The 21,007-nt window shown below is 28.9% G+C and carries 16 protein-coding genes; 12 read left to right on the plus strand and 4 right to left on the minus strand.

Features of this window, described 5'->3' with window-relative positions; translation table 11 throughout:
• Positions 1-5 precede the first annotated feature (5 nt).
• On the minus strand, positions 6-1,136 hold the full coding sequence (locus COL3_RS09390; protein WP_008428912.1) for a glycosyltransferase family 1 protein: 1,131 nt from the start codon (positions 1,134-1,136) through the stop codon (positions 6-8).
• 127 nt (positions 1,137-1,263) lie between these two features.
• Between COL3_RS09390 and COL3_RS09395 the strand changes: the two genes are divergently transcribed.
• From COL3_RS09395 to COL3_RS09405, 3 genes are read left to right on the plus strand one after another with little or no spacing between them, the layout of a single operon-like run.
• Positions 1,264-2,280, plus strand: coding sequence for a CotS family spore coat protein (locus tag COL3_RS09395; RefSeq protein ID WP_008428910.1), 1,017 nt, complete (start codon positions 1,264-1,266; stop codon positions 2,278-2,280).
• A 1-nt stretch (position 2,281) separates the two neighbouring features.
• Positions 2,282-3,097: a hypothetical protein gene (locus COL3_RS09400; protein WP_008428909.1), complete on the plus strand. Its 816-nt coding sequence runs from the start codon at positions 2,282-2,284 to the stop codon at positions 3,095-3,097.
• 59 nt (positions 3,098-3,156) lie between these two features.
• Entirely contained in the window at positions 3,157-4,212 is a 1,056-nt protein-coding gene (locus COL3_RS09405; protein ID WP_008428906.1) for a CotS family spore coat protein, read from the plus strand.
• A gap of 371 nt (positions 4,213-4,583) precedes the next feature.
• Here the strand turns inward: COL3_RS09405 and COL3_RS09410 are convergent, their stop codons facing one another.
• Positions 4,584-5,594: an AraC family transcriptional regulator gene (locus COL3_RS09410; protein WP_008428904.1), complete on the minus strand. Its 1,011-nt coding sequence runs from the start codon at positions 5,592-5,594 to the stop codon at positions 4,584-4,586.
• 146 nt (positions 5,595-5,740) lie between these two features.
• Between COL3_RS09410 and COL3_RS09415 the strand changes: the two genes are divergently transcribed.
• On the plus strand, positions 5,741-6,520 hold the full coding sequence (locus tag COL3_RS09415; RefSeq protein WP_008428900.1) for an SDR family oxidoreductase: 780 nt from the start codon (positions 5,741-5,743) through the stop codon (positions 6,518-6,520).
• A gap of 186 nt (positions 6,521-6,706) precedes the next feature.
• Here the strand turns inward: COL3_RS09415 and COL3_RS09420 are convergent, their stop codons facing one another.
• Positions 6,707-7,840, minus strand: a complete 1,134-nt coding sequence (locus tag COL3_RS09420; RefSeq protein WP_008428898.1) for a glycosyltransferase family 1 protein — start codon at positions 7,838-7,840, stop codon at positions 6,707-6,709.
• 108 nt (positions 7,841-7,948) lie between these two features.
• Here COL3_RS09420 and COL3_RS09425 point away from each other — a divergent pair, with 108 nt between their 5' ends.
• The 4 genes from COL3_RS09425 (at position 7,949) to COL3_RS09440 (ending at position 12,623) form a co-directional block, all read left to right on the plus strand.
• A complete protein-coding gene (locus COL3_RS09425; protein ID WP_008428895.1) occupies positions 7,949-8,947 on the plus strand; it encodes a CotS family spore coat protein in 999 nt (332 codons plus the stop codon).
• A gap of 165 nt (positions 8,948-9,112) precedes the next feature.
• The gene (yabG, locus tag COL3_RS09430) at positions 9,113-9,973 is read left to right on the plus strand and encodes a sporulation peptidase YabG (protein ID WP_008428894.1); all 861 of its coding nucleotides are present in this window, start codon (positions 9,113-9,115) and stop codon (positions 9,971-9,973) included.
• Between the two features lie 85 nt (positions 9,974-10,058).
• On the plus strand, positions 10,059-10,376 hold the full coding sequence (gene trxA, locus COL3_RS09435; RefSeq protein ID WP_008428891.1) for a thioredoxin: 318 nt from the start codon (positions 10,059-10,061) through the stop codon (positions 10,374-10,376).
• Between the two features lie 255 nt (positions 10,377-10,631).
• On the plus strand, positions 10,632-12,623 hold the full coding sequence (locus COL3_RS09440) for an EAL domain-containing protein (RefSeq protein ID WP_008428889.1): 1,992 nt from the start codon (positions 10,632-10,634) through the stop codon (positions 12,621-12,623).
• 165 nt (positions 12,624-12,788) lie between these two features.
• Here COL3_RS09440 and cooS read toward each other — a convergent pair whose 3' ends face one another.
• Complete coding sequence (gene cooS / locus COL3_RS09445) at positions 12,789-14,708, minus strand: anaerobic carbon-monoxide dehydrogenase catalytic subunit (RefSeq protein ID WP_008428886.1); 1,920 nt, start codon at positions 14,706-14,708, stop codon at positions 12,789-12,791.
• Positions 14,709-15,051: 343 nt separating this feature from the next.
• On the opposite strand from cooS, the gene COL3_RS09450 reads away from it, so the two are divergent.
• The 4 genes from COL3_RS09450 (at position 15,052) to cphA (ending at position 20,891) form a co-directional block, all read left to right on the plus strand.
• Complete coding sequence (locus COL3_RS09450; RefSeq protein WP_008428883.1) at positions 15,052-15,294, plus strand: Veg family protein; 243 nt, start codon at positions 15,052-15,054, stop codon at positions 15,292-15,294.
• Between the two features lie 398 nt (positions 15,295-15,692).
• Complete coding sequence (locus COL3_RS09455) at positions 15,693-17,255, plus strand: SPOCS domain-containing protein (RefSeq protein ID WP_008428881.1); 1,563 nt, start codon at positions 15,693-15,695, stop codon at positions 17,253-17,255.
• A 173-nt stretch (positions 17,256-17,428) separates the two neighbouring features.
• Positions 17,429-18,274: a cyanophycinase gene (locus COL3_RS09460; RefSeq protein ID WP_008428879.1), complete on the plus strand. Its 846-nt coding sequence runs from the start codon at positions 17,429-17,431 to the stop codon at positions 18,272-18,274.
• Positions 18,246-20,891, plus strand: a complete 2,646-nt coding sequence (cphA, locus tag COL3_RS09465; protein WP_008428876.1) for a cyanophycin synthetase — start codon at positions 18,246-18,248, stop codon at positions 20,889-20,891. Before COL3_RS09460 ends, cphA begins: the two co-directional genes overlap by 29 nt.
• Positions 20,892-21,007 lie beyond the last annotated feature (116 nt).

The following is a 21,007-nucleotide window of genomic DNA, read 5'->3' on the forward strand; positions in this document are numbered from 1 at the left end:
CATTTCTATGCCGTATACTGTGATGATATGTTTTTGTAGGCTTTTAATGTATTATCAGCAGTTTTATTCCAAGTAAATTCTAGACTCCTTTTATAACCTTTTTCGCTGAGTATAGCCTTTAAATTTTCATCATTTAGAAGTGTTACAAGTGCTTCCTCTAATTCATTTATATTATGAGGGTTTATAAGTATTGCAGCATCCCCTGTTACCTCAGGAATTGAAGTTAAGGTAGAAGTTATAACTGGAGCTTTGCAGCTCATTGCTTCTAATGGAGGTAACCCAAAACCTTCATAAAATGAAGGGTAAACAAAAGCATCACATCCGCTGTACAGCACAGGTAATATATCGTCTTCTAAATAGCCACAAAAAATAACTTCTTCTTGAAGGTTGTTTTCTTTCACGAAAGTAAATAATTTTTCACCTTCATCTTTAAGAGGACCTCCAAGTAACAATTTATAAGGCTTATTCAAATCTTTATGAACTTTACTAAAAGCCTTAATTAACCCAAGAACGTTTTTTCGTAAACTAAATCCTCCAATATATAATATATAGGGATCTTTAACACCAAAATTTTGATTAACGTAAAATTTACAGTTATCTTTATTCAAAGGTTTATAATTATCATTAGCGGCAAGAGGAGTTACAAATATTTTATCTTCAGGATAAAAGCTAAAAAACTTTAGAATGTCTTTCTTTGAATATTCAGAAACTGTCAATATACCACAGGAGTTAGATATTATATTAGGCATATCCCTTAGAAATCTTTCCAAATAACCTTTACCAACAGTTTCAGGCATAACATATGGGATTAAGTCATGTATTGTAACTATAGTTGGAATTTTTGTATCAAAGTCAAATCCTATTCCATTTTGGGGAATATGGTATAAGTCAGTATGAAATTTATTTAATGCGTTAGGTATATAGCATTTCTCATAAAAACCGCCATGTTTACCAGAAGAATATACTATTTTGGTATTTTTTTTATTAAAATTACTATTGAATTTTCCAGAGCAAAATAAAGTATAGTCATCTTTTGAATCTAAAGAAAGAATTTCTGATATAAGATTGTTGGTGTAAGTACCAATTCCAGTTCCTTGGTGCAAAGTAGCGCTACGAGCATCAATGGCAATTTTCATATGAACACCTCAATAAATACATATATATTACAAAGTATTATTTGATATTAATTTTTGTGAATCTAAATCACAATAAATTATTTATACACATATAATAAAAATAAACAATGGCTGGTAGGAAAGTTTTATGGAGAATAATGAAGAGATACTTAAAATTAAAAGCTATGTTGAAGAAAATTATAGTATAAATGTGGATAATATAGAAAAGGTGAAGAATAGCTATAAAATTATTACAAAAGATGAGGGATATTGTTTAAAAAAAATTAAATATGAATTCTCTCATTTCTATTTTATTTTTTCTGCAATGAAACACCTACAAAAAAATGGATTTGAAAATATTCCTGAATTTATTATGAATAAAGAAAAAATGGAATATGGAAATATAAACGGAAAATATGTTTATTTAACAAAATGGATACCATCTAGGGTAAGTAATTTTGATAATCCTTTAGAATTAGCTATGGTATCTAGCAAGCTTGCAGAATTGCATAAATATAGTAAAGGTTTTACTTTAGAACAGAAGATGAAGCCTAGAATTGGATGGTTTTCTTGGATTAAGGTGTTTGAAACAAGAAAGAATGAAATACTTGATTTTAAGAATAGAATAAATCAAAAAGCATACAAATCTAATTTTGACTTATTGTATTTGGATAATATTGAAAAAGAAATTAAAAGAGCAGGAGAAAGTATATTAGGTCTTCAAAAAAATAATTATGTAAAAATTATGGAGAGGGAAGTCTTTACAAGGGGGTTTTGTCATCATGATTATGCCCATCATAATATTTTAATAGACAGTAATAAAAATATAAATATTATAGATTTTGATTATTGCATATTAGATTCTCATATACATGATTTATGTTCACTATTAATAAGAGCTATGAAGGATGGGAAATGGGAAGCAGAAAAAGCAGATTTAATATTAAATGCCTATAGAGAGGAGATGGAAGTTAGTCCAGAAGAATTCCCTATAATCAGGGAGTTTATAAGATTTCCTCAAGCTTTTTGGCAGATAGGGCTGCAGGTATATTGGGAGCAACAGCCATGGGGAGAGGATTTCTTTATAGGTAAGTTAGAAAGATATTTAGATGATTGCGAGACCAGAGAAAAGTTTATTAATAGTTATTTTTATGGAGGAAATTAATATGGAAGAATTATCAATGACAGAATACTTAGACGGAAAGGGAATAACTATTATTGGACAAAATTTTAGCTATGATAAAAATATACAAAAGAGAGATATTACTTCTCAAATTGAGTTAATAGTAGAAGTTCATAAGATATTAGTTGGATGTAATTTCGCTGGATTAAATAGAATTAAAAGCACAATAGGTAAAGAAGTTGAATCATATAAGGTTCAAATAAAAAAATTGCAGAGGCATTATGACTATATAATCAGTAAGCCATGTACCGATGATATAGAAAAAATAATATTATCAAATGGAAAAATAATGCTAAGAAAAGCTAAAAAAGCTTTGAATTATATTTATGAAAATGACTATTACGGCGTTATAAAACGCAGTATGAATAGAGAAGAAATTTGCATTGGTAAGGTTGATAAAAATAATTTGAGAAAAATTGAAGGGAAAATTCAAATAGGGACAATTAAAGGAATGGCATATAATTTAGTAGAAGAAGACTTATATAATTATATAAAAAAATTACAAAGAAAAGAATTTGATATAGATGAAGAAGAATTGATAAAAATATTTGTACGAGGATCCCATTTATCCTTTAACAGTTTTGATTATTTAAAAGGGTTATGCAGTTATCCAAAAGATTTTTTAAAAACTTGGGAAAGATATAGGGATAGAAAAAGGGACGATAATCTTGAAATACGTAGTACTTTAAGTGAATGTAAGTTAAAAAATAAAGATAACAAGAAAGAAAAGACAATTGAAGAAATATTGTTAGAATTGAAAAAGAGTTTAAAGTATGAAAGTAAAAGTTTTATCATATAGGCGTTTTAGTGCAAGTATTATTTTTTATACCTAAAGCTTAGTTATACAGGAGGAAAAATATGAATAAAACTAAGTATTCAGAAAAGAATTATTTATGTGATTACGACTTAAGTTTAAATTTATTCAATGAGCTAGAGATAAAGGTAAATGATATAATTCCACTTAGAAAAGTATTTGTAATATACACAGATGAAGGGAATAAAATTTTAAAAAAAGTAAACTATGGAATAGACAGAGTAAACTTAATAAGTGAATCTTTAGAATATGTGAAAAAAAATTATAGTCATGTAATAACATATAAAAGATTTAAAGACAATGTATGTTATAAAAAATGGAATGACCAGACTTATATTGTTATGGATATTTTGGATGGAAGGGAAGCATCATTTTCCAATCCAGTAGAAATAGATCTTTGTGCCGAGAATATAGCTTTAATGCATAAAGCTTCTAAAGGCTTAAGAGAACACTTAATAACAAAATTTAATAGAGATTTTTTAGATGTTTCACTTAACGATAAGTTCCAAAAAGCGTATGATGAATTAGTTTGGATAAAAAATTTAGTTAATAGTTATAAATATAAAAATGAATTTGATGAATTATTTAATAAAAATGTGGACAAATACTTAGTTGAAATTGAAGAAGTACAACAGCAGTTAAAAAAAAGTAATTATGAAAATTTAAGGAAAAGTGGAGACACAATTTCTCTTTGTCATAATGATTTAGCTTATCACAATTTTCTAACTAAAAATGATGAAATAAGTATAATAGATTTTGATTATATGACTATTGATTTACGAATAATGGATATTGGAGATTTTATTTTAAAATGCATCAAGAATGTAGCCTTTGATGTAGATAAAATGTTAGCGTGTATTAATGGCTATGAGAATATAACACCATTAAAGCAAGAAGAAAAAGAATTATTATATATTCTAATTAAATTCCCTAGGGATTTCTATACTATTTCAAGAGATTACTATTACAAAAGGAAGAAGTGGGAATATGATGTTTATTTAAATAGACTTGAAATGAAGCTAAATAATGAAGACTTTAGGTATGAATTTTTAAAAGCGTACAAAAATAAGTTTCTTGTAGATACCGAATATTTAACTTAGATTTAAGCGTGTACCAACCGAAATTAGGTACATGTGTATTCCATAGGACTATGAAAATTTCGCTGGAATGTTTTAAATAGGTGGTTGCACCCATTTATACGTGCTCCAATTATTCATTGGACAAGTATAAATGGAACAACGAATAGAGGAAACTCGACTCACTATGTTCACTGAGTAAGTGATTCACACCAAATCGTAGATTTGGGTTCTCTACTTAAAAACATTCAGCAGCTCATTTTCAAATGCCTATTTCATACACCTGTACCTAATTTCTCTGTTTAGATACACACTTAAGTCTAGTAAATATTGTGTATATATTAAGGTATAAATAATTTAAAATTTATGTCTCTAGAATATATAAACTTGAATAGCTACATTAAAGATTTCCTAAATTGAATTGGAGTTATGCCTGTCCAATTTTTAAAAGCTCTATGAAAAGCACTGGCTTCAGAAAAACCAAGAATGTATGCAATTTCATCTATTGATATACGACAATTCTTAAGGTGATTTTCAGCTATATTTTTACGAGTTTCCCTTAATAAATTTACATAAGAAGTATTTTCTCTACTTAAATATAACTGTAAGCTTCGAGTACTTATTAGTAATTTTTTCGCGACAAACTCTATAGAAGGTAAATTAGATTTGCTTATTTCATATAATATTATTTCAGTAACCTTTTCTGTATATTCGTTTTTATCAAAAGTTCTTAGAATTTCTTCAGCATTTCTTTCAAATAGAGACAGTAGTTTTTCATTTGGTTCAGTTACCTTAATGTTTAATAAATCATTATTAAGAACTAAAGCATTTACTTCTTTTTTAAAGAAAACATTGCACCTAAAGATTCTTTCATATTCAGAAGTATCTTCCGGTTTAGAATGAGTAAAGTAAACCTCGTGGAGTCTAATATCCTTGTTAGATAATAGTTTAATGTATGAAAGCATTCCAGAAATTTTAAAATCAGAAAACTGCCTGTTATCTTGTAAGGATTTATCAATAGTATTATTGCTAAGGATAGTATAATTATCTATAGTTTCTAAATCTGAAATACTAGTATTATCAACTATTTTTTCATATCTATTATATTTAAGCCAGCATTCCTTTAATGTAGAACAGTTCATCAAAATATGCCCTAAAATATTAGAAAAGCCTTTAGATAAACGTTCTCCTTGGTGAAGGCCTAGGTTATTGTCATTAGTTAATTTTGCGGCAGCATCAAAAATTTTTTTTGCTTCGTTGCCAGATAACCTGTTATCTGGTGAAGATAAAATTAAAGGATTGAGACCTGAGTATTTAATAACGTTATCTATGCTAATACCGTAGGAGTCAAAATTATTTAGAAATGACGACATTTTTGTTGCCGAAATTGACCTTATATTATTCATATATATCACCCTAAATCATTATTTATTATAAGATTATTTGTGTTTGCGCAGGATGTCAATTGTTTTGCGCAAAGTGTCATTTATACTAGTGCCTAAGTGAGATATAAATATATTATCATAAAACTTATGTAGGGGGATGAAACTAAATGAATAAAACGGTACTAATCACAGGCGCATCAAGTGGAATTGGTTTAGAACTTTCAAGAACATTTGCTAGTGAAGGATATAACTTAGTTATGGTTGCTCAAAATAAAGAAAATCTTGAGAAGGCCAAGAATATTATTTGTAGAGATAAAAAAGATACTAAAATTTTTACTATTGAAAAAGATTTGTCTATGCCTTCAGCGCCTGAAGAAATATTTGAATATACCAAGCAAAATTTTATACAAATTGATATTTTAGTTAATAACGCAGGAATACAGTTATATGGAAATTTTCACGACAAAAATATGGAAGAGACTTTAAATATGATGTATTTAAATATGGTTGCATTAACAAAGCTGACTAGATTGTATGTTGATGGAATGATTGAGAGAGGATATGGTAAAATACTTAATCTTGGATCAACAGGATCTTTTCAGCCTGTTCCATTAAATACAGTCTACTGTGCTACTAAAGCTTTTGTTTTATATTTTTCAGAGGGAATAGGAGAAGAACTTAAAGGCACAGGAGTAACAGTTACTGCTCTTTGCCCGGGGGCAACAGAAACAAATTTTGCAAAGAGGGCAAACATTGAAAATACAAAACTTTTTAGTGGAAAGTTATTAAAGCCTAGTGATGTAGCAAGAATGGGATACAAAGCTTTAATGAAAAATAAACGAGTTCTTGTTGTAGGATTAAAGAATAAAATTATGACTTTATTTGTTAGATTTACTCCAAGAAACATTGTTACTAAATTTGGCATGGGTCTGATGGAAAGAAAATAATAGGCAGCCTATTTGGCGGCCTATTTTAGTTATAAATTTTTAATTATAGTGTTTATATTAGACATCATTTTCATATAAACGGGTTATAAGGCAAGTGAGCAACAAAATTAGAGATAAATGCTCTGTACTAAAAACTATGAAGGAATTTAACGAGTCCTGGGAAACAAGCACGGGCTCCGCTATCAACTATTTATTTCTTTTAGAATTTAGTATAGCATCATAAGCGTGAATTGTATCAAGGGCTGTCTTATTCCATGAAAAATTTTTACTGCGATTTAAGCTTTTTTTAACCATTGTTAGCCTTAATAAACTATTACTCAATACTCTTTCTATATCATAAGATAACGCTTCAATATCATTAGGATCTATAAAAAGTGCAGATTCATAACATACTTCAGGCAACGACGTAACATTAGAAGCAATTACAGGAGTTCCGCATGCCATAGCTTCTATAGGCGGTAATCCAAAGCCTTCATAAAAAGAAGGATAAACTAGAACTTCTGTGGCATTATAAAATAATGGCATATCCTCTATAGGAATAAAGTCTGTAAAAATAACATTGTTTGATACATGTAATTCCTCAGCTCTTTCCTTATATCTATCATAAGAAGGACCTTTCTTACCGGTTATAACTAATTTAAAAGTTTCTTTTAATTTATTAGGGAGATTTGAATATGCCTCAATTAACCCTAATATATTTTTTCTTGGGCTAAAACCACCAACATACAATATAAAATCTTCCTGAATTCCATATTTTTTTGTAATAAAATCTTTAGATTGACATTTACTCATTGGTTTATAAATATCTTGGGCAGCAAGTGGTGTTACATAAATACTCGAAGAAGGAAAATTGAATTCTTTGGCTATATCATCTTTGGAGAAATTGGAAACAGTAATTATACCATCACAGGCTTCTAAAATTTTAGGTAATTCATTATTAAATATTCTAAGATATCTATCGCTTACAGTTTCAGGCATTCTTAAGGGGATTATATCATGTAATGTAATAACTTTTTTACATGTAATATTGTCTGTAAGGCCAACTCCATTTTGAGGTACATGATAAAGTTCAATATCAGCATTGTTTAATATATTTGGAACATTTATATCGTCCCAAAAACTATTAGAAGGTGTTGAAGCAACAAATTCTGTTTTAAAATTAGATTTTAAGTTTTTTATTGAGTCACATTGAGGCATAAAAATTAAATAGTCATTATCAGAATCAATATTGTTAAGGCCCCGTATCAACTCATTAGTATATGTGCCTATTCCAGTACCTTGATACCACTTTGCAGCCCTGCCATCTATTCCTATTTTCATTATTAAACCCTTTCATAGTATTCATCCTAATCCATTATATTAAAAGAATATAAAAAATGTTAATAAAAGAAATAGTATCCTCATATAAATATACAGGAGGTGAGAAGTATGATGAGGGAATTCGAAATAGAAAGACAATTTAACATTAAGATAGAAAAAATTAAGGCCAATAAAGGCGTATATTATCTTAAAACAGACAAGGGCGAAAGATGTTTAAAGAAAATAAATTATGGGCCTCAAAAATTATTATTTGTGTATGGTGCTAAAGAGCACTTAAGGAAAAATGGTTTTAATAATTTAGATAAATATTATTTAAACATAAATGGAGAACCTTATGCATTGGTAAATGAAGATTTATACACTTTATCTGAATGGCTAGAGGGAAGAGAATGCGACTTTCATAACATAGATGAAGTAAGGATAGCGGCTAAGACTTTAGCAAATCTTCATGAAGCATCTAAAGGCTATGATCCACCAGAGAACTCTAAACTTAAAAGTGATCTTGGCAGATGGTCTCATTTAATAGAAAAAAGAATTAAATCCTTAGATAAAATGAGAGATATGGTAAGAAAGAAAAGCATAAAAAGTGATTTTGACATACTGTATTTAAAGTCTATGGACTTCTATAAGGAGATCGGAAAGAAATCCTTAGTCACTTTAAATGAATCGGATTATTATGAGTTATGCATGTTTGCAGAAAATGAGAAGAGCTTTTGCCATCACGATTTTACTTATCACAATATAATTTTAAGTGAGAATATGGATGTACATGTTATAGATTTTGATTATTGTAAAAGGGAGGTTAGAACTTTTGATATTAGTAACTTTATGATAAAAGTTTTAAAGCGAGTTGATTGGAATTTAGAATTTGCGAATGCGATTATAGATTCATATAACTCAGTATCTCAGTTAAAAGATTCGGAATATAAAGTGTTATATGCATATCTTCAATTTCCACAAAGATATTGGAGACTTGCTAATAGATATTATTATAATGAAGTTAATTGGGGACAAAATACATTTGCAAGCAAATTAGAATCTATAATAAATGAACAAGAAAAATATTTAGATTTCTTAGATAAATTTAAAAATGAATATAAGGTATGATGCACATAAAATTATAAAAAGAGCTGCTTAAAAATAATTCTTAATTATTTTTAAGCAGCTTCTTTGCTAACTTAAAGCTTTAAGAATATAATTATATAATTCTGAGAAACCTTTAATGGCCTCTACCATATTATAAATTGTGAAATAATATTGCAGGAGATAATTATGGACATTGGAGATATAGTTGTTAGAAAATCGTACAACAAAGACATTACTTTTAAGATAATAGATATCAAATATAATGATGGAAAAGAGAATGTTATCTTAAAAGGAATCAATATAAGAATAATAGCTGATGCAAGTATTGAAGATCTTGAAATGGCTGAGGAAGATAGCGGTTCTCAAGATAAGATTTTAAATACAAGAGTAAATGAAGCTATAAAAAAAGCTATGAACTTAAGATTTGATCTTAGGGATAAAGCTGAGAAGTCTCCTAAAATAAAAGCAAAAAATGAGTTAATGTTTGGAAGGCCAGGAAGGATTCTTCATGTGGATGGAGATAGTGAGTACATGGAAACCTGCTTAAAAGTATATAAGCAATTATCATTAGATGCAGTTGGCAGGGCAATAGCTGAAAAAGATCAGCCAGATGTGATTGTAGATTTAGTAAAGGAGATTAAACCGGATATAGTAGTTTTGACTGGTCACGATAGTGTTTTAAGGGAGCCCAGAGATTATTTAAGCTTAGATAACTATAGAAATTCAAAATACTATTTAGAATCAGTCAAGAACTTAAGAAATTATAATTCAAGTTATGATGAATTAGTTATTTTTGCAGGAGCCTGTCAAAGCTGTTATGAAAGGATACTAGATGTAGGTGCTAATTTCGCTTCGAGTCCAAATAGAGTATTAATTCATTGTTTGGATCCAGTGTTTGTGTGTGAAAAGATTGCTTATACAAGAATAGATAAGGTTGTATCAATAACAGATGTGATTGAAAATACAATAACAGGAATAAAAGGGGTTGGAGGATTACAGACAAGGGGAAAGTATAGAGAAGGTTATCCAAAGTCTCCATATATTTAAATATATATAAGTTATGTATTGGGACAAAGGTAAAATATGATTAATATAATATAAGGCGCGATCAAATAAATTTAAGGAGTTAACTATGGTTAGGATAATAAACGATAGGGAGTTTTTTTATGAAGTTGAAAATACTAGAGGTGTAGTAGTAGTTGATTTTTTTGCTACATGGTGTGGACCTTGTAAAATGTTGGCCCCTGTACTTGATAAAGTAAGTAATAATATGAGAGGTAAGGCTAATTTTTTTAAAATAGATGTAGATCAAAATATGCGAATAGTTGAAAAGTACAATATAGCAACTGTTCCTACTATGATCATATTTAAAGATGGCATCCAAATGGAAAACTTAGCAGGTTTTATGCCAGAACAAAATATAACTAACAAAGTGAAATCATATTTATAGTGAATATTTTATTTCATATAAAAATAATTATATCCTAAAATAATCACATTATTAAGAAAGATTATAAGTATATTTATATTTTATAATGTACTATAATCTTTTTATTTATATATTGCAATTAATGTTAATATTAATTAGTATTTACATATATGCCATATGTATATGTTATATTGAATGATTGCCCAAATAGTTTGATATTAAAGGAATTTAACATATGAAGGGACTTATAGAAGTTTACCATACGGAGGAATGTTAATGAGAGTTGCACCAAAATTAATGAATAGAAAATTAAGAAGTAAATTAAGAGAAAAACTTTCTATTGAAAAAATTTTAAAAAAGAATAAGCTACAGAGGATATTTAATAGTTTGATGGTTGTAGCAATAATTATATTTTCGCTATTTACAGTCATTTCTTATAGAATAGTTGATTATAGTCAGAGAAATGAAAATAAAATCTATGAAGATGGATATTTAGCCTCAAATTATGCTAATAAAATTAATGAAAATGTCTTAAATATAAGAATATATTCTCTTGTATATTCTGTTACTTATGACCAGTCTATAGCAGATAAATTGAGGGCGTATGGAAAAGACATTGATGATAATATTAATAATTATAAGTTGCTTCACAATCTAACAAATGAAGAACAAGTCATATTAGATAAATTAATACGTTCAAATATTATTTATAGTAATAAAGTTAAACAAATGATTGATGATATTAATAAATCAAAAACAATTAAGGATAATGAAATACAAGAAATTATTTCTCTAGATAATGAAACAATTACATTAAGTAAACAATTGATAGATTATGCAAATAAGTATATAAATACTTTAAACAATCAAGATAAGGATGCAAAGAGAATGGTTATTAGTACGGTGATTATTATTGACTTTGCAATGATTTTTATATTTATATCAATTATGCTTATAGTAAGGAAAATTAATGATGAAGCAAATTATTACGCTTATTACAGTCCTATTACTGGGCTGCCAAATAAAAAGTATGTATATGATACATTAGTTAATGATATTTCTAAATTAGATAAAGATAACTATGCGGTGTTAATTAGCCTTGATGTTGATAATTTTAAAGCGGTTAACGATACTTTGGGACATAGCGCTGGTGATAAATTTTTGAAACAGGTTGGAAAGAGATTTACAAGAATAATTGCTGCTGAAGATTATGTTTGTCATGTAGGTGGAGATGAGTTTTTATTTTTAATTAAATCTATAAATAATAAATATGAAGCTGAAATATTAATTAATAAAATATTAAATGTATTTAAAGAAACATTTTATATTAAAAGAAATAAAATAGATTATGTAACTGCAAGTTTGGGTATTGTAGCTATTGATAAAAGATATGATTTTGAAATATTAAATAATTACGCAGATGATGCCATGTATGCATCAAAGAGAGAAGGCAAGGACAGATATAGCTTTTATGATGAGAATATGAATTCAAATGTATATGAAAAAGCTGTAAAGAAAAAAGAAATAGAAGAAGGAATTAAGAATGGAGAATTTAAAGTGTTTTACCAACCTAAAATTTCAAATGAAGAGAAATTTTTGGGTGCAGAGGCTCTTGTAAGATGGATTAAAACCGATAGTACAATCATTCCGCCGTCAGAATTCATTGAATTTGCAGAAAATGAAGGGCTTATAAAAAATATTGGAGAAGTAGTTATTATAGAGGTATGCAAAAAGGTGAATGAGTGGATAAAAAAAGGATACAGGAATTTCAGAATAGCAATTAATTTATCAGCAGAGCAACTTATAAATGAAACATTATGTGAAAAAGCTCTAGATATAATTAAGGAATTTAAAATACCATTTGAGTATATAGAGTTTGAAGTGACAGAATCAACAATAATAAAAGATTTCAACATTGCCATAAAGAATATTGAAAAAATTAAAAGTTATGGTATTAAAGTTAGTCTTGATGATTTTGGGACAGGATATTCATCTTTAAATTACTTAAAAGAACTTTCAATTGATTGCGTAAAAATTGATAAATCTTTTATTGATAACTTAGTATTTGATGATGGAAGTAATGTCATGGTTAACACTATAATAAAATTATGTCACTACTTTGGTTATGAGGTTGTTGCAGAAGGTGTTGAAAAGCGGGAACAGATAGAATGTTTAAAAGATCTTAATTGTGATGTATTTCAAGGATACTATTTTGGGAAACCAATGAATGATATAAATTTTGAAAATGAATTTTTATTATGTGTATAAATAAATTGAATTATTTATTCTTACGAACATATAAAGTTTAATTCAAAAAATTCTATATTTATAGTATATAAAATATAGAAAATCTCTAATATATCCTCTAAGATAATAAAGGAATATTAGAGATATTTTTGTGCAGAATACTATTATTTATGAGAAGTTTGTATTTTAGCTTAAGCCTAATCCTTTTCTTTTAGCAAGTATATGTGCTTCAATATTTTGGGCAACTTCAACAGGGTCATCACCAAGAGCAATCTTTCCGCCAGTTACATCTTCCGCTTTTTCAGTTAGAAGTTCCACTAACTGAGTGGCTCCTGTCATGAAAGGCGTAGGAGATAAATGAGTATAGGTACCATATGCTAGCGCAAAAATTCCATCTATAGTTGCTTTTTGTTCCATCCATTCAGGAGCTGTAACAGCTATTGGGAGATCAGATACGTCAACGTCTAAATGATCTGCAAGAGCAGTAACAAGCATAGATATTCTTCCAGTATCTGTACATGTTCCAAAGCTTAATACTGGAGGGATTTTTAACATATTACACACTTCTCTTAGACCTTCACCTGCAATTCTATTAGCTGCCTCAAGTGTGCATAGACCAGCAACTTCGAGTGCATGATTTCCACAACCGCCACTTACTACTAATATATCTCTTTTAATAAGTTCTTTTGTAAGGTTTATAGTAACCCAATCTTGAGGGCCGTTTCTTAAAGTAGAGCAGTTAGCAAGGGCAACAACCCCTTTTATCTTTCCTGCGGCAATAACATCCACTAATGGATCAAGCTTATTACCAATTGCACCTAATACAGCTTCCGTTGAAAAACCAGCAATAGCCTTTTGAGTTTTTTCTGGAACTAATGGTTCAATGCCTCTTTCTTTTCTTTTCTTAAAGTTTTCTATTCCTAGTTCAATTAATTTGTCAGCCATTTTATCAACTTCTGAAGGCTCGTAAGGTATTTTATGTTTTACTCCAGGAAGATCTATAATTGTACTTACTGCTACTAAAGTTACTTGATATTTTTCGGCATACATATCTATAGCAGGAGGAGAACAGTTTTCTTCCATTGCAAAGACATCAACAGTACCGGTAGCAAGAAGGGGTTCTATAGTAAGCCAGTTTCCCATATGACCTACGAAAACTTCATCCATTTCAAACCTTTGAAGAAGCTCTTGACCTGTTTCTATGGAGCCAACTATTCTAAGCCCTTTAGCTCCAGCTGCTTTAGCGGCATCTTGAACTTCTTTAGTTCTTGCTTTTAATAATGTAGCAACTCCAGGCCAAGGTTGGTGGCCGTTAAATACAAGATTTACATAATCAGGATCCATAATTCCTAAATCCATATTAACTTCATGAGGTTTAGGTGTTCCAAAAAGTATATCTTGAACCATTTCAAGTCCTATTTGAGTATTGTAAATTGTAGCGATACCAAGTCTAAGAGCTTTCATAGCTAATGATACATGGCTTCCATCTACATTTGTGAGACAGCTGGCTACGCAGTTCTGTTCTTCGTGAACTGTTCCTGCGGGATATATATCGAGCTTTTTCCATAAATCTTTTCTTTTCCTTGGAGCAAAAGCTTCAACCATAACATTTTTTTCAGCTAAATCAACCTTTTGTTGATCCTCTAATAATACTGCTAAATCAATAGCCATTTGATTAATATCCTGATTTGTATCTACACCTAACTTTTCGCACATCCACTTAAGTTTATCCACATCAGTAATTGTAAATGGGGTCTTGCCCTCGCCTGTAGCTTTTAATGTCCTAAAGGCTTCATAAGCATGATGGCTATAAGTACCAGCACCCATTATGTTCTTTAGAAGAAAGTTTCTCATAGCCATAGCATCCCCAGCTATACCGCACACACCTTTTTCCTGACCAGTTTTTTCGCTTATTCTGCATGGTCCGTTTGAGCATAGTTGGCAGCTTAAACCTTGAAGACAAAATTTACATCTGATTTTTTCTTGTTGTGCGTATCTATCAAATACGTTAGATAATTTATCTTCTCTAATTCTTTTAAGCATTTCTTCAACTGAGTCGTGATAGCTCACCCTTCCCTCAGATTTTTCAAGTATTTCTTCACTCATAAGATTATCCTCCTTAAGATATCAATATCATATAATAAGTTTTCCTGTCATCAAGGTAATTATGTATATTATTTGAAAAGTTGAGATTAAGAAAGGTCTTTGTTAGTTGTATAGTAGCAAAACATATGAAAGATTTTTGAATTAAAAAATAAAAAGAGCAAAATTAATAAGAAATAGAATAATAATTAAAAAAATACAGATAATATAATAAAATAGCTTGTAAATATATATAATTGGAAAAATGTTTACATTGACAATATGACACTATAAATGATAAAATATTTATTTTGCTTGACAATTATATGATTTTAAGATATAATATAGCGTGAAAGAGGGTGTTTAAATGGAAAAAGTAAAAACTATTGCTTCCATTAAAAATGACATAGAGAGGCACATAGGTCAGAAGGTGACTCTTAAGGCTAATGGTGGGAGAAAAAAGATTTTAGTTAATGATGGTATCATTGAAAGTGTATACCCTAGCATTTTTGTTATAAGATTAAAAAATGACACCCAAAGGACCGTGACATATAGTTATTCAGATGTATTAACAAAGACTGTACAATTGGTATTTCCAACTAGAATATAAACTTCGATTAAATCGGGGTTTTTTCTTTTTTATTTAAAAGTTGTAGTACTAAAATGCGTTTATAAAATTTTAATCAATAAAGGAATAAAATAAGTTGGTGAATAAGAGTTTTAGAAAATAAAAAAAGAAAGATGGTGGGTTTCCATCTTTCAACTATGGTATAAAAGGGTATTGAGAATTTATGAGAGGTTATATGGTCAATAACCAATTACTATATTACGACAAAAAATAATATATGTCAATAAAAAAAACGAAAAAAATTTTAAATTAACAAATTATTAGACGAATTTAGTAAAATTTTCGCTTAAATTTTGTTTTGAAAAAGAAAATATACCTATCATAAACCTGTTCTCATAAGTATATAAATAAATAATAGGAATTTTATGGAGGTATAAAAGATGGCAGATATAGATATTGTAAAAGAAAATGTACAATTCGAACAATTACTTAGAGAGAATAATTCTAATACAGTATTGAAAGATGAATATTTAATCCCTGATACTCATCCAGATGTACAGGAAATATTAACTGTTGAAGCTAGACCAATGATAACTAATAAAGAACTAATTGGTGATAAAATAATTATAGAAGGAAAAGTTGAATATACAGTAATATATTTGGCTAAAGAAGATGGCTTTGTTGCAAGCTCAGTCAATTATAATCAAAACTTCACAAATAATATTGATTTAAATCAAGGGGAAAATAGAGTTATTTGTGAGGCATCGTGCAATGTTGAACATATTGAAGCCAATATAATGAATGAGAGAAAAATATCAATTCAAGGCATAATTACTGTAGAGTGGGAGCTTTATAAGAGTAATGAATTTGAGTTTGTAAAAGACATCGAAGGATGTGACGATGTAGAAGTTCTAAAGAAAACAGAAAGCATAAATAAAATTAGTGCAACTGAAGATGCAGAATTAGTTGGTAAATCTATGATCAGGGTGGGGATGGATAAGCCTCAGATAAGCAAAATATTAAAGTGTTCTCTATTACTTCATAAAAAGGAAATAAAAATTTTAGAAGATAAAATTTACTTGGGATGTTATTGCAAATTAAATATTTTGTATAAAGGTGATGATTCTAAAGAAATAATTCCTTTAGAAGACGATATTTATTTATCAAAAGAAGAAGAAATCAAGGGTATTACCTCTGATATGATTCCAACAGTTTCATATGAAGTTGCGAACAATGACTTAATGTTAGAAGAAGATGATTTGGGAGAAGTAAGAATTATAAACAATGAATTTGTTGTTAAAGCAAATGTAAAAATATACTCAAAAGAAAACATAGATACTATTAAAGATGCATATTCTACTAAGTGTTTACTTGGGCTAAAAAAAGATGAGCATGAAGTTGGTATTCTTCATGGAATAAATAGCTCCGAATCAGTAATTAAATATAATATTCAACTAAAAGAAAATGATCCAAGACCTGAACATATTATATCTGCAAATGGCACTGTGATATTAACTGATAAACAAGTTATGAGAGATAGAGTCGTTGTAGAAGGAATTATTAAAGCAGATGTGTTATACAAAACAACTGATGAAGATAAATATTTATCACATATTAAAGCTGAAATACCATTTTCAGCTATGATTGATATTCTTGGCGCAGATGAAAGCATGAAATCCATAGTAAAGGGTAGTTTAGAAAATATGGATGCAGCGATAGAAGGAAATAGTATAGCAGTTAAAGCTAATGTTATACTATTAGGAAAAATTTTGTATAAAACTAATAAAGAATTCATTTCAGACATAGTTGAAGAAGAGGGAAGTATTCCAGAAAAGAAAGCCAGTATAACCATTTATGTTGTAGGTCCAGGGGATACGTACTGGAATTTAGCTAAAAAATATAATACAACAGTTGATGATTTGATTAAAATAAATAGGATTGAGGATCCAGAACATATTGAGGAAGGACGAAAATTAATAATTCCAGGAAGAGCAATTTTTTAAAAAATAATCAATTCATATTTTAAGCTTATTATTTTTTCACTTGCCTTATAAGGAGAGATTTTAAGATGACTCTAAAGTTATCTTAAAACCTCTCCTTTGTTGTGGTTAAATTTTTGAATAATTATTAAATTTGCTGGATAGAATATGTAATGCATGATATGAGGTGATAAAAATTGAAAAAAGTTTTAAGTGGCAATTTAATAATTATTGGAGGAGCCGAAGATAAAGAAGGTAAAAAAGAAATCTTAAGAAGAGTTTGTAATTCAATTAATAAAAATGATGACATTTTATTAGTTGCAACAATTGCAACTGAATATCCAAAAGAAGCCGCTAATAAATATAAAGAGGTTTTTGGAGAGCTCAATGTAAAGAATATAAAAGTATTAGATATTAATGAAAGGACCGAAGCATTCGATGAGATGAATGTAGGATTAATTAAAGAATCTTCATTAATATTTTTTACAGGAGGTGATCAATTAAGAATAACAAGTTTAATTGGTGGAACTCCAGTTTATGACGCTTTAAAGGAAGCATGCCGAGAAGGAGCATTTATTGTAGGGACATCAGCCGGAGCATCCGTAATGAGTGATACAATGATTGTTCAAGGTGAAGATGAAGATTCACCAAGAAAATGTACATTAAAAATGGCCCCGGGATTGGGATTAATTAAAGATGTTATAATTGACCAACACTTTGCTCAAAGAGGGAGAATAGGAAGGTTATTAACAGGAATAGCACAGAATCCTGAAGTTTTAGGAATAGGAATAGATGAAAATACAGGAATAGTAGTTAATCAATCTGGAATGATAGAAGTTATAGGCGAAGGAGCAGTTTATTTTATCGATGGCAGTGAAATTACATATACAAATGTTTCAGAATTATATGCAGATGACATATTAAGTATGCATAACGTAAGATTGCATATATTAACTGATGGAAATAAATTTGATCTTATAAAAAAGTCACCTTTTGAGGAGGAAAAGTTTAGTCATGAAGATAATACAAAAGAGAATATATGAAGGGCAAAATATTTATTCCCATAAGAAGTGTATTAGAATAGATATTGATTTAGAAGGATATTCTGAAATACCAAGTAAGGAAATACCTAATTTCAATTTTAATCTTGTAAATATTATACCTGAACTCAAAAATCATAGGTGTGGAATTGATGAAGAGGGCGGGTTTGTTAAGCGACTAAAAGAAGGAACCTATTTAGCACATATTTGTGAACATATAATGATTGCAATACAGAATAATTTAGGTATAGATGTTTCCTATGGAAAGGCAAGAGAAATTGAAGGTGACATGTACTATATAATTGTTCAATATGAATATAAAAACACAGTAATAGAGACGGCTAATGTTGCGATTGATTTAATTAACTCGTTAATAAAGCAAAATCCTATAGACTTTCAAGGAAGAATAGAGATTGTAAAAGACATCTTACAAAAAGAGCAAATGGGCTCTACAACAAAAGCAATTTGCGATGCTGCAAAAGAATATAATCTCCCAGTTATGCAACTTGGAGATAGTAATATTTATCAAATTGGGTATGGCAAGGCAAGCAAAATTATTGAGGCTTCAATAGGAAATAAAACTAAATGCGTAAGTGTTGACATTTCCTGTGATAAGCTCCTAACAAAACAATTGCTTGCTAATCAAAATATTCCAGTAGCAGACGGAAGCAAAGTGTTTAATTTGATAGGATTATTGCAGGAAGCAGAAAGAATAGGATATCCAGTAGTGTTAAAACCTCAATGTGGAAATAAAGGTCAAGGTGTAGTACTTAATATAAAAAATCAAAAACAATTAGTTGATTCATATATGAATTTGCGAAAAAGTCAAAAAGATATTATCATTGAAAAATATTTTGAAGGAAAAGATTATCGAGTTTGTGTAGTTAATTATAAAGTGGTAGCTGTATCTTTAAGAATAGCACCTTTTGTCATTGGAGATGGAAAGAATAATCTAAGAGAATTAATTGATATTATTAATGAGGATCCTTTAAGAGGCGAAGATCATGAAAAAGCTCTAACAAAAATAAAGATTAATACAGAATTAACTTCATGTTTGTTAAAGAGAGGATATACATTAGAATATATTCCTAAAAAAGGAGAAAAGATATTACTTAGAGAAAACGCTAATCTTTCAACAGGTGGTATGGCTGTGGATTGTACAGACGATATTTGCGAGGAAAATATCGAGTATTGTATAAACGCTGCAAAAACTTTAGAGTTAGATATATGTGGAGTTGATATTTGCACAAAAGATATTGGAGTTCCTCTTGAAGAAAATAATGGAGTTATTTTAGAGATAAATGCTGCTCCGGGAATAAGAATGCATCATTATCCTTCGAAGGGAAAGGCTCGTAATGTTGGTAAAGCAATACTCGAAATGCTTTATGATGACAAACCTAGCAATATTCCTGTGATTTCCATTACAGGTACAAATGGAAAAACTACTACTACAAGACTAATAGGTCATGTGTTAAGAAAGATGGGTAATACCGTAGGAATGACTTGTACTGATGGTATATATTTAAATGACAAGTGTATTCATAAGGGTGATGACACAGGATTTGAAAGTGCAAGGACAATACTAATGAATAAGGATGTAGATGTAGCTGTTTTAGAAACTGCTCGGGGTGGATTGGTAAAAAAAGGGCTGGCATATGATCTTGCTAATGTAGGAATTATAACTAATATAACCAATGATCATTTAGGCCTAGATGGGATTAATACAATTGAAGAGTTAAGTTTTGCAAAAGCATTAATTGGAGAAGCTGTCAAAAAAGATGGTTTTGTAGTAATAAATGCTGATGACAAATATAGTAAGGCAATAATTAATAGATTTGAAGCTGAAAAAATTTATTTTTCAAAATCTAAAGAAAATCCATTGATACAAGAAAATATATCTAGTGGTAAAATAGCAGTTTTTATAGAAAATGACATGATTTGTGTAATTAATAATAAGAAGAAATATGAAATTGTCTCAATAAAAGAAATTCCTATTTCTTTTAATGGACAGCTACAATATAATATTGAAAATGCTATGGCAGCGTGCGGTGGATTAGTAGGGTTAAGTATTGATTATTGCATGATTAGTAAAGGATTTATGGATTTCAAATCTGATAGTAAGGATAATAGTGGAAGATTTAATGTATATAACTATTATGATAGAAAGATTATTTTAGATTATGCCCATAATATTGAAGGATATAGGGCTGTACTATCCTCATTAGAAAAAATAAAAGAAAAAAATAATTTAATTGGTGTAATTGGAATACCAGGAGATAGAAAAAATGATATTGGATATGCAATTGGAGAGTTATGTGCTAACAGTTTTGACAAAATAATAATAAAAGAAGATAAAGATAGACGTGGCAGAAAAGTCGGTGAAATTGCAGAAATTTTAGAAAAATCTATACTAGAAGCAAATAAAAATGCAAATGTAGATATATGTTTAGATGAAGTAGATGCTTTAAAGTATGCGGTAGAGAGTAGTAATAAAAATGATATAATTGTAGTGTTTTACGAAAAACTAGAACCGCTTGTAAATTTTATAAATAATGAACCACTAAAAGAAGTAGCTACAGTAAGTGCAAAAAGATATAGGCAATATATTAATAATATATAGTTTTTATTTAAGTGCAAAATTTATTTATAATTTTCCGCTATAACAAGCCTAAAATCTAACAAGAATAAAATTATATAAAATCCTCCTTGTATAACTTTATTAGACAAGATTTTTTA

The sequence above is a fragment of the Clostridium sp. LS genome (assembly GCF_002760435.1).
In the GTDB taxonomy this organism is placed as follows: domain Bacteria; phylum Bacillota; class Clostridia; order Clostridiales; family Clostridiaceae; genus Clostridium.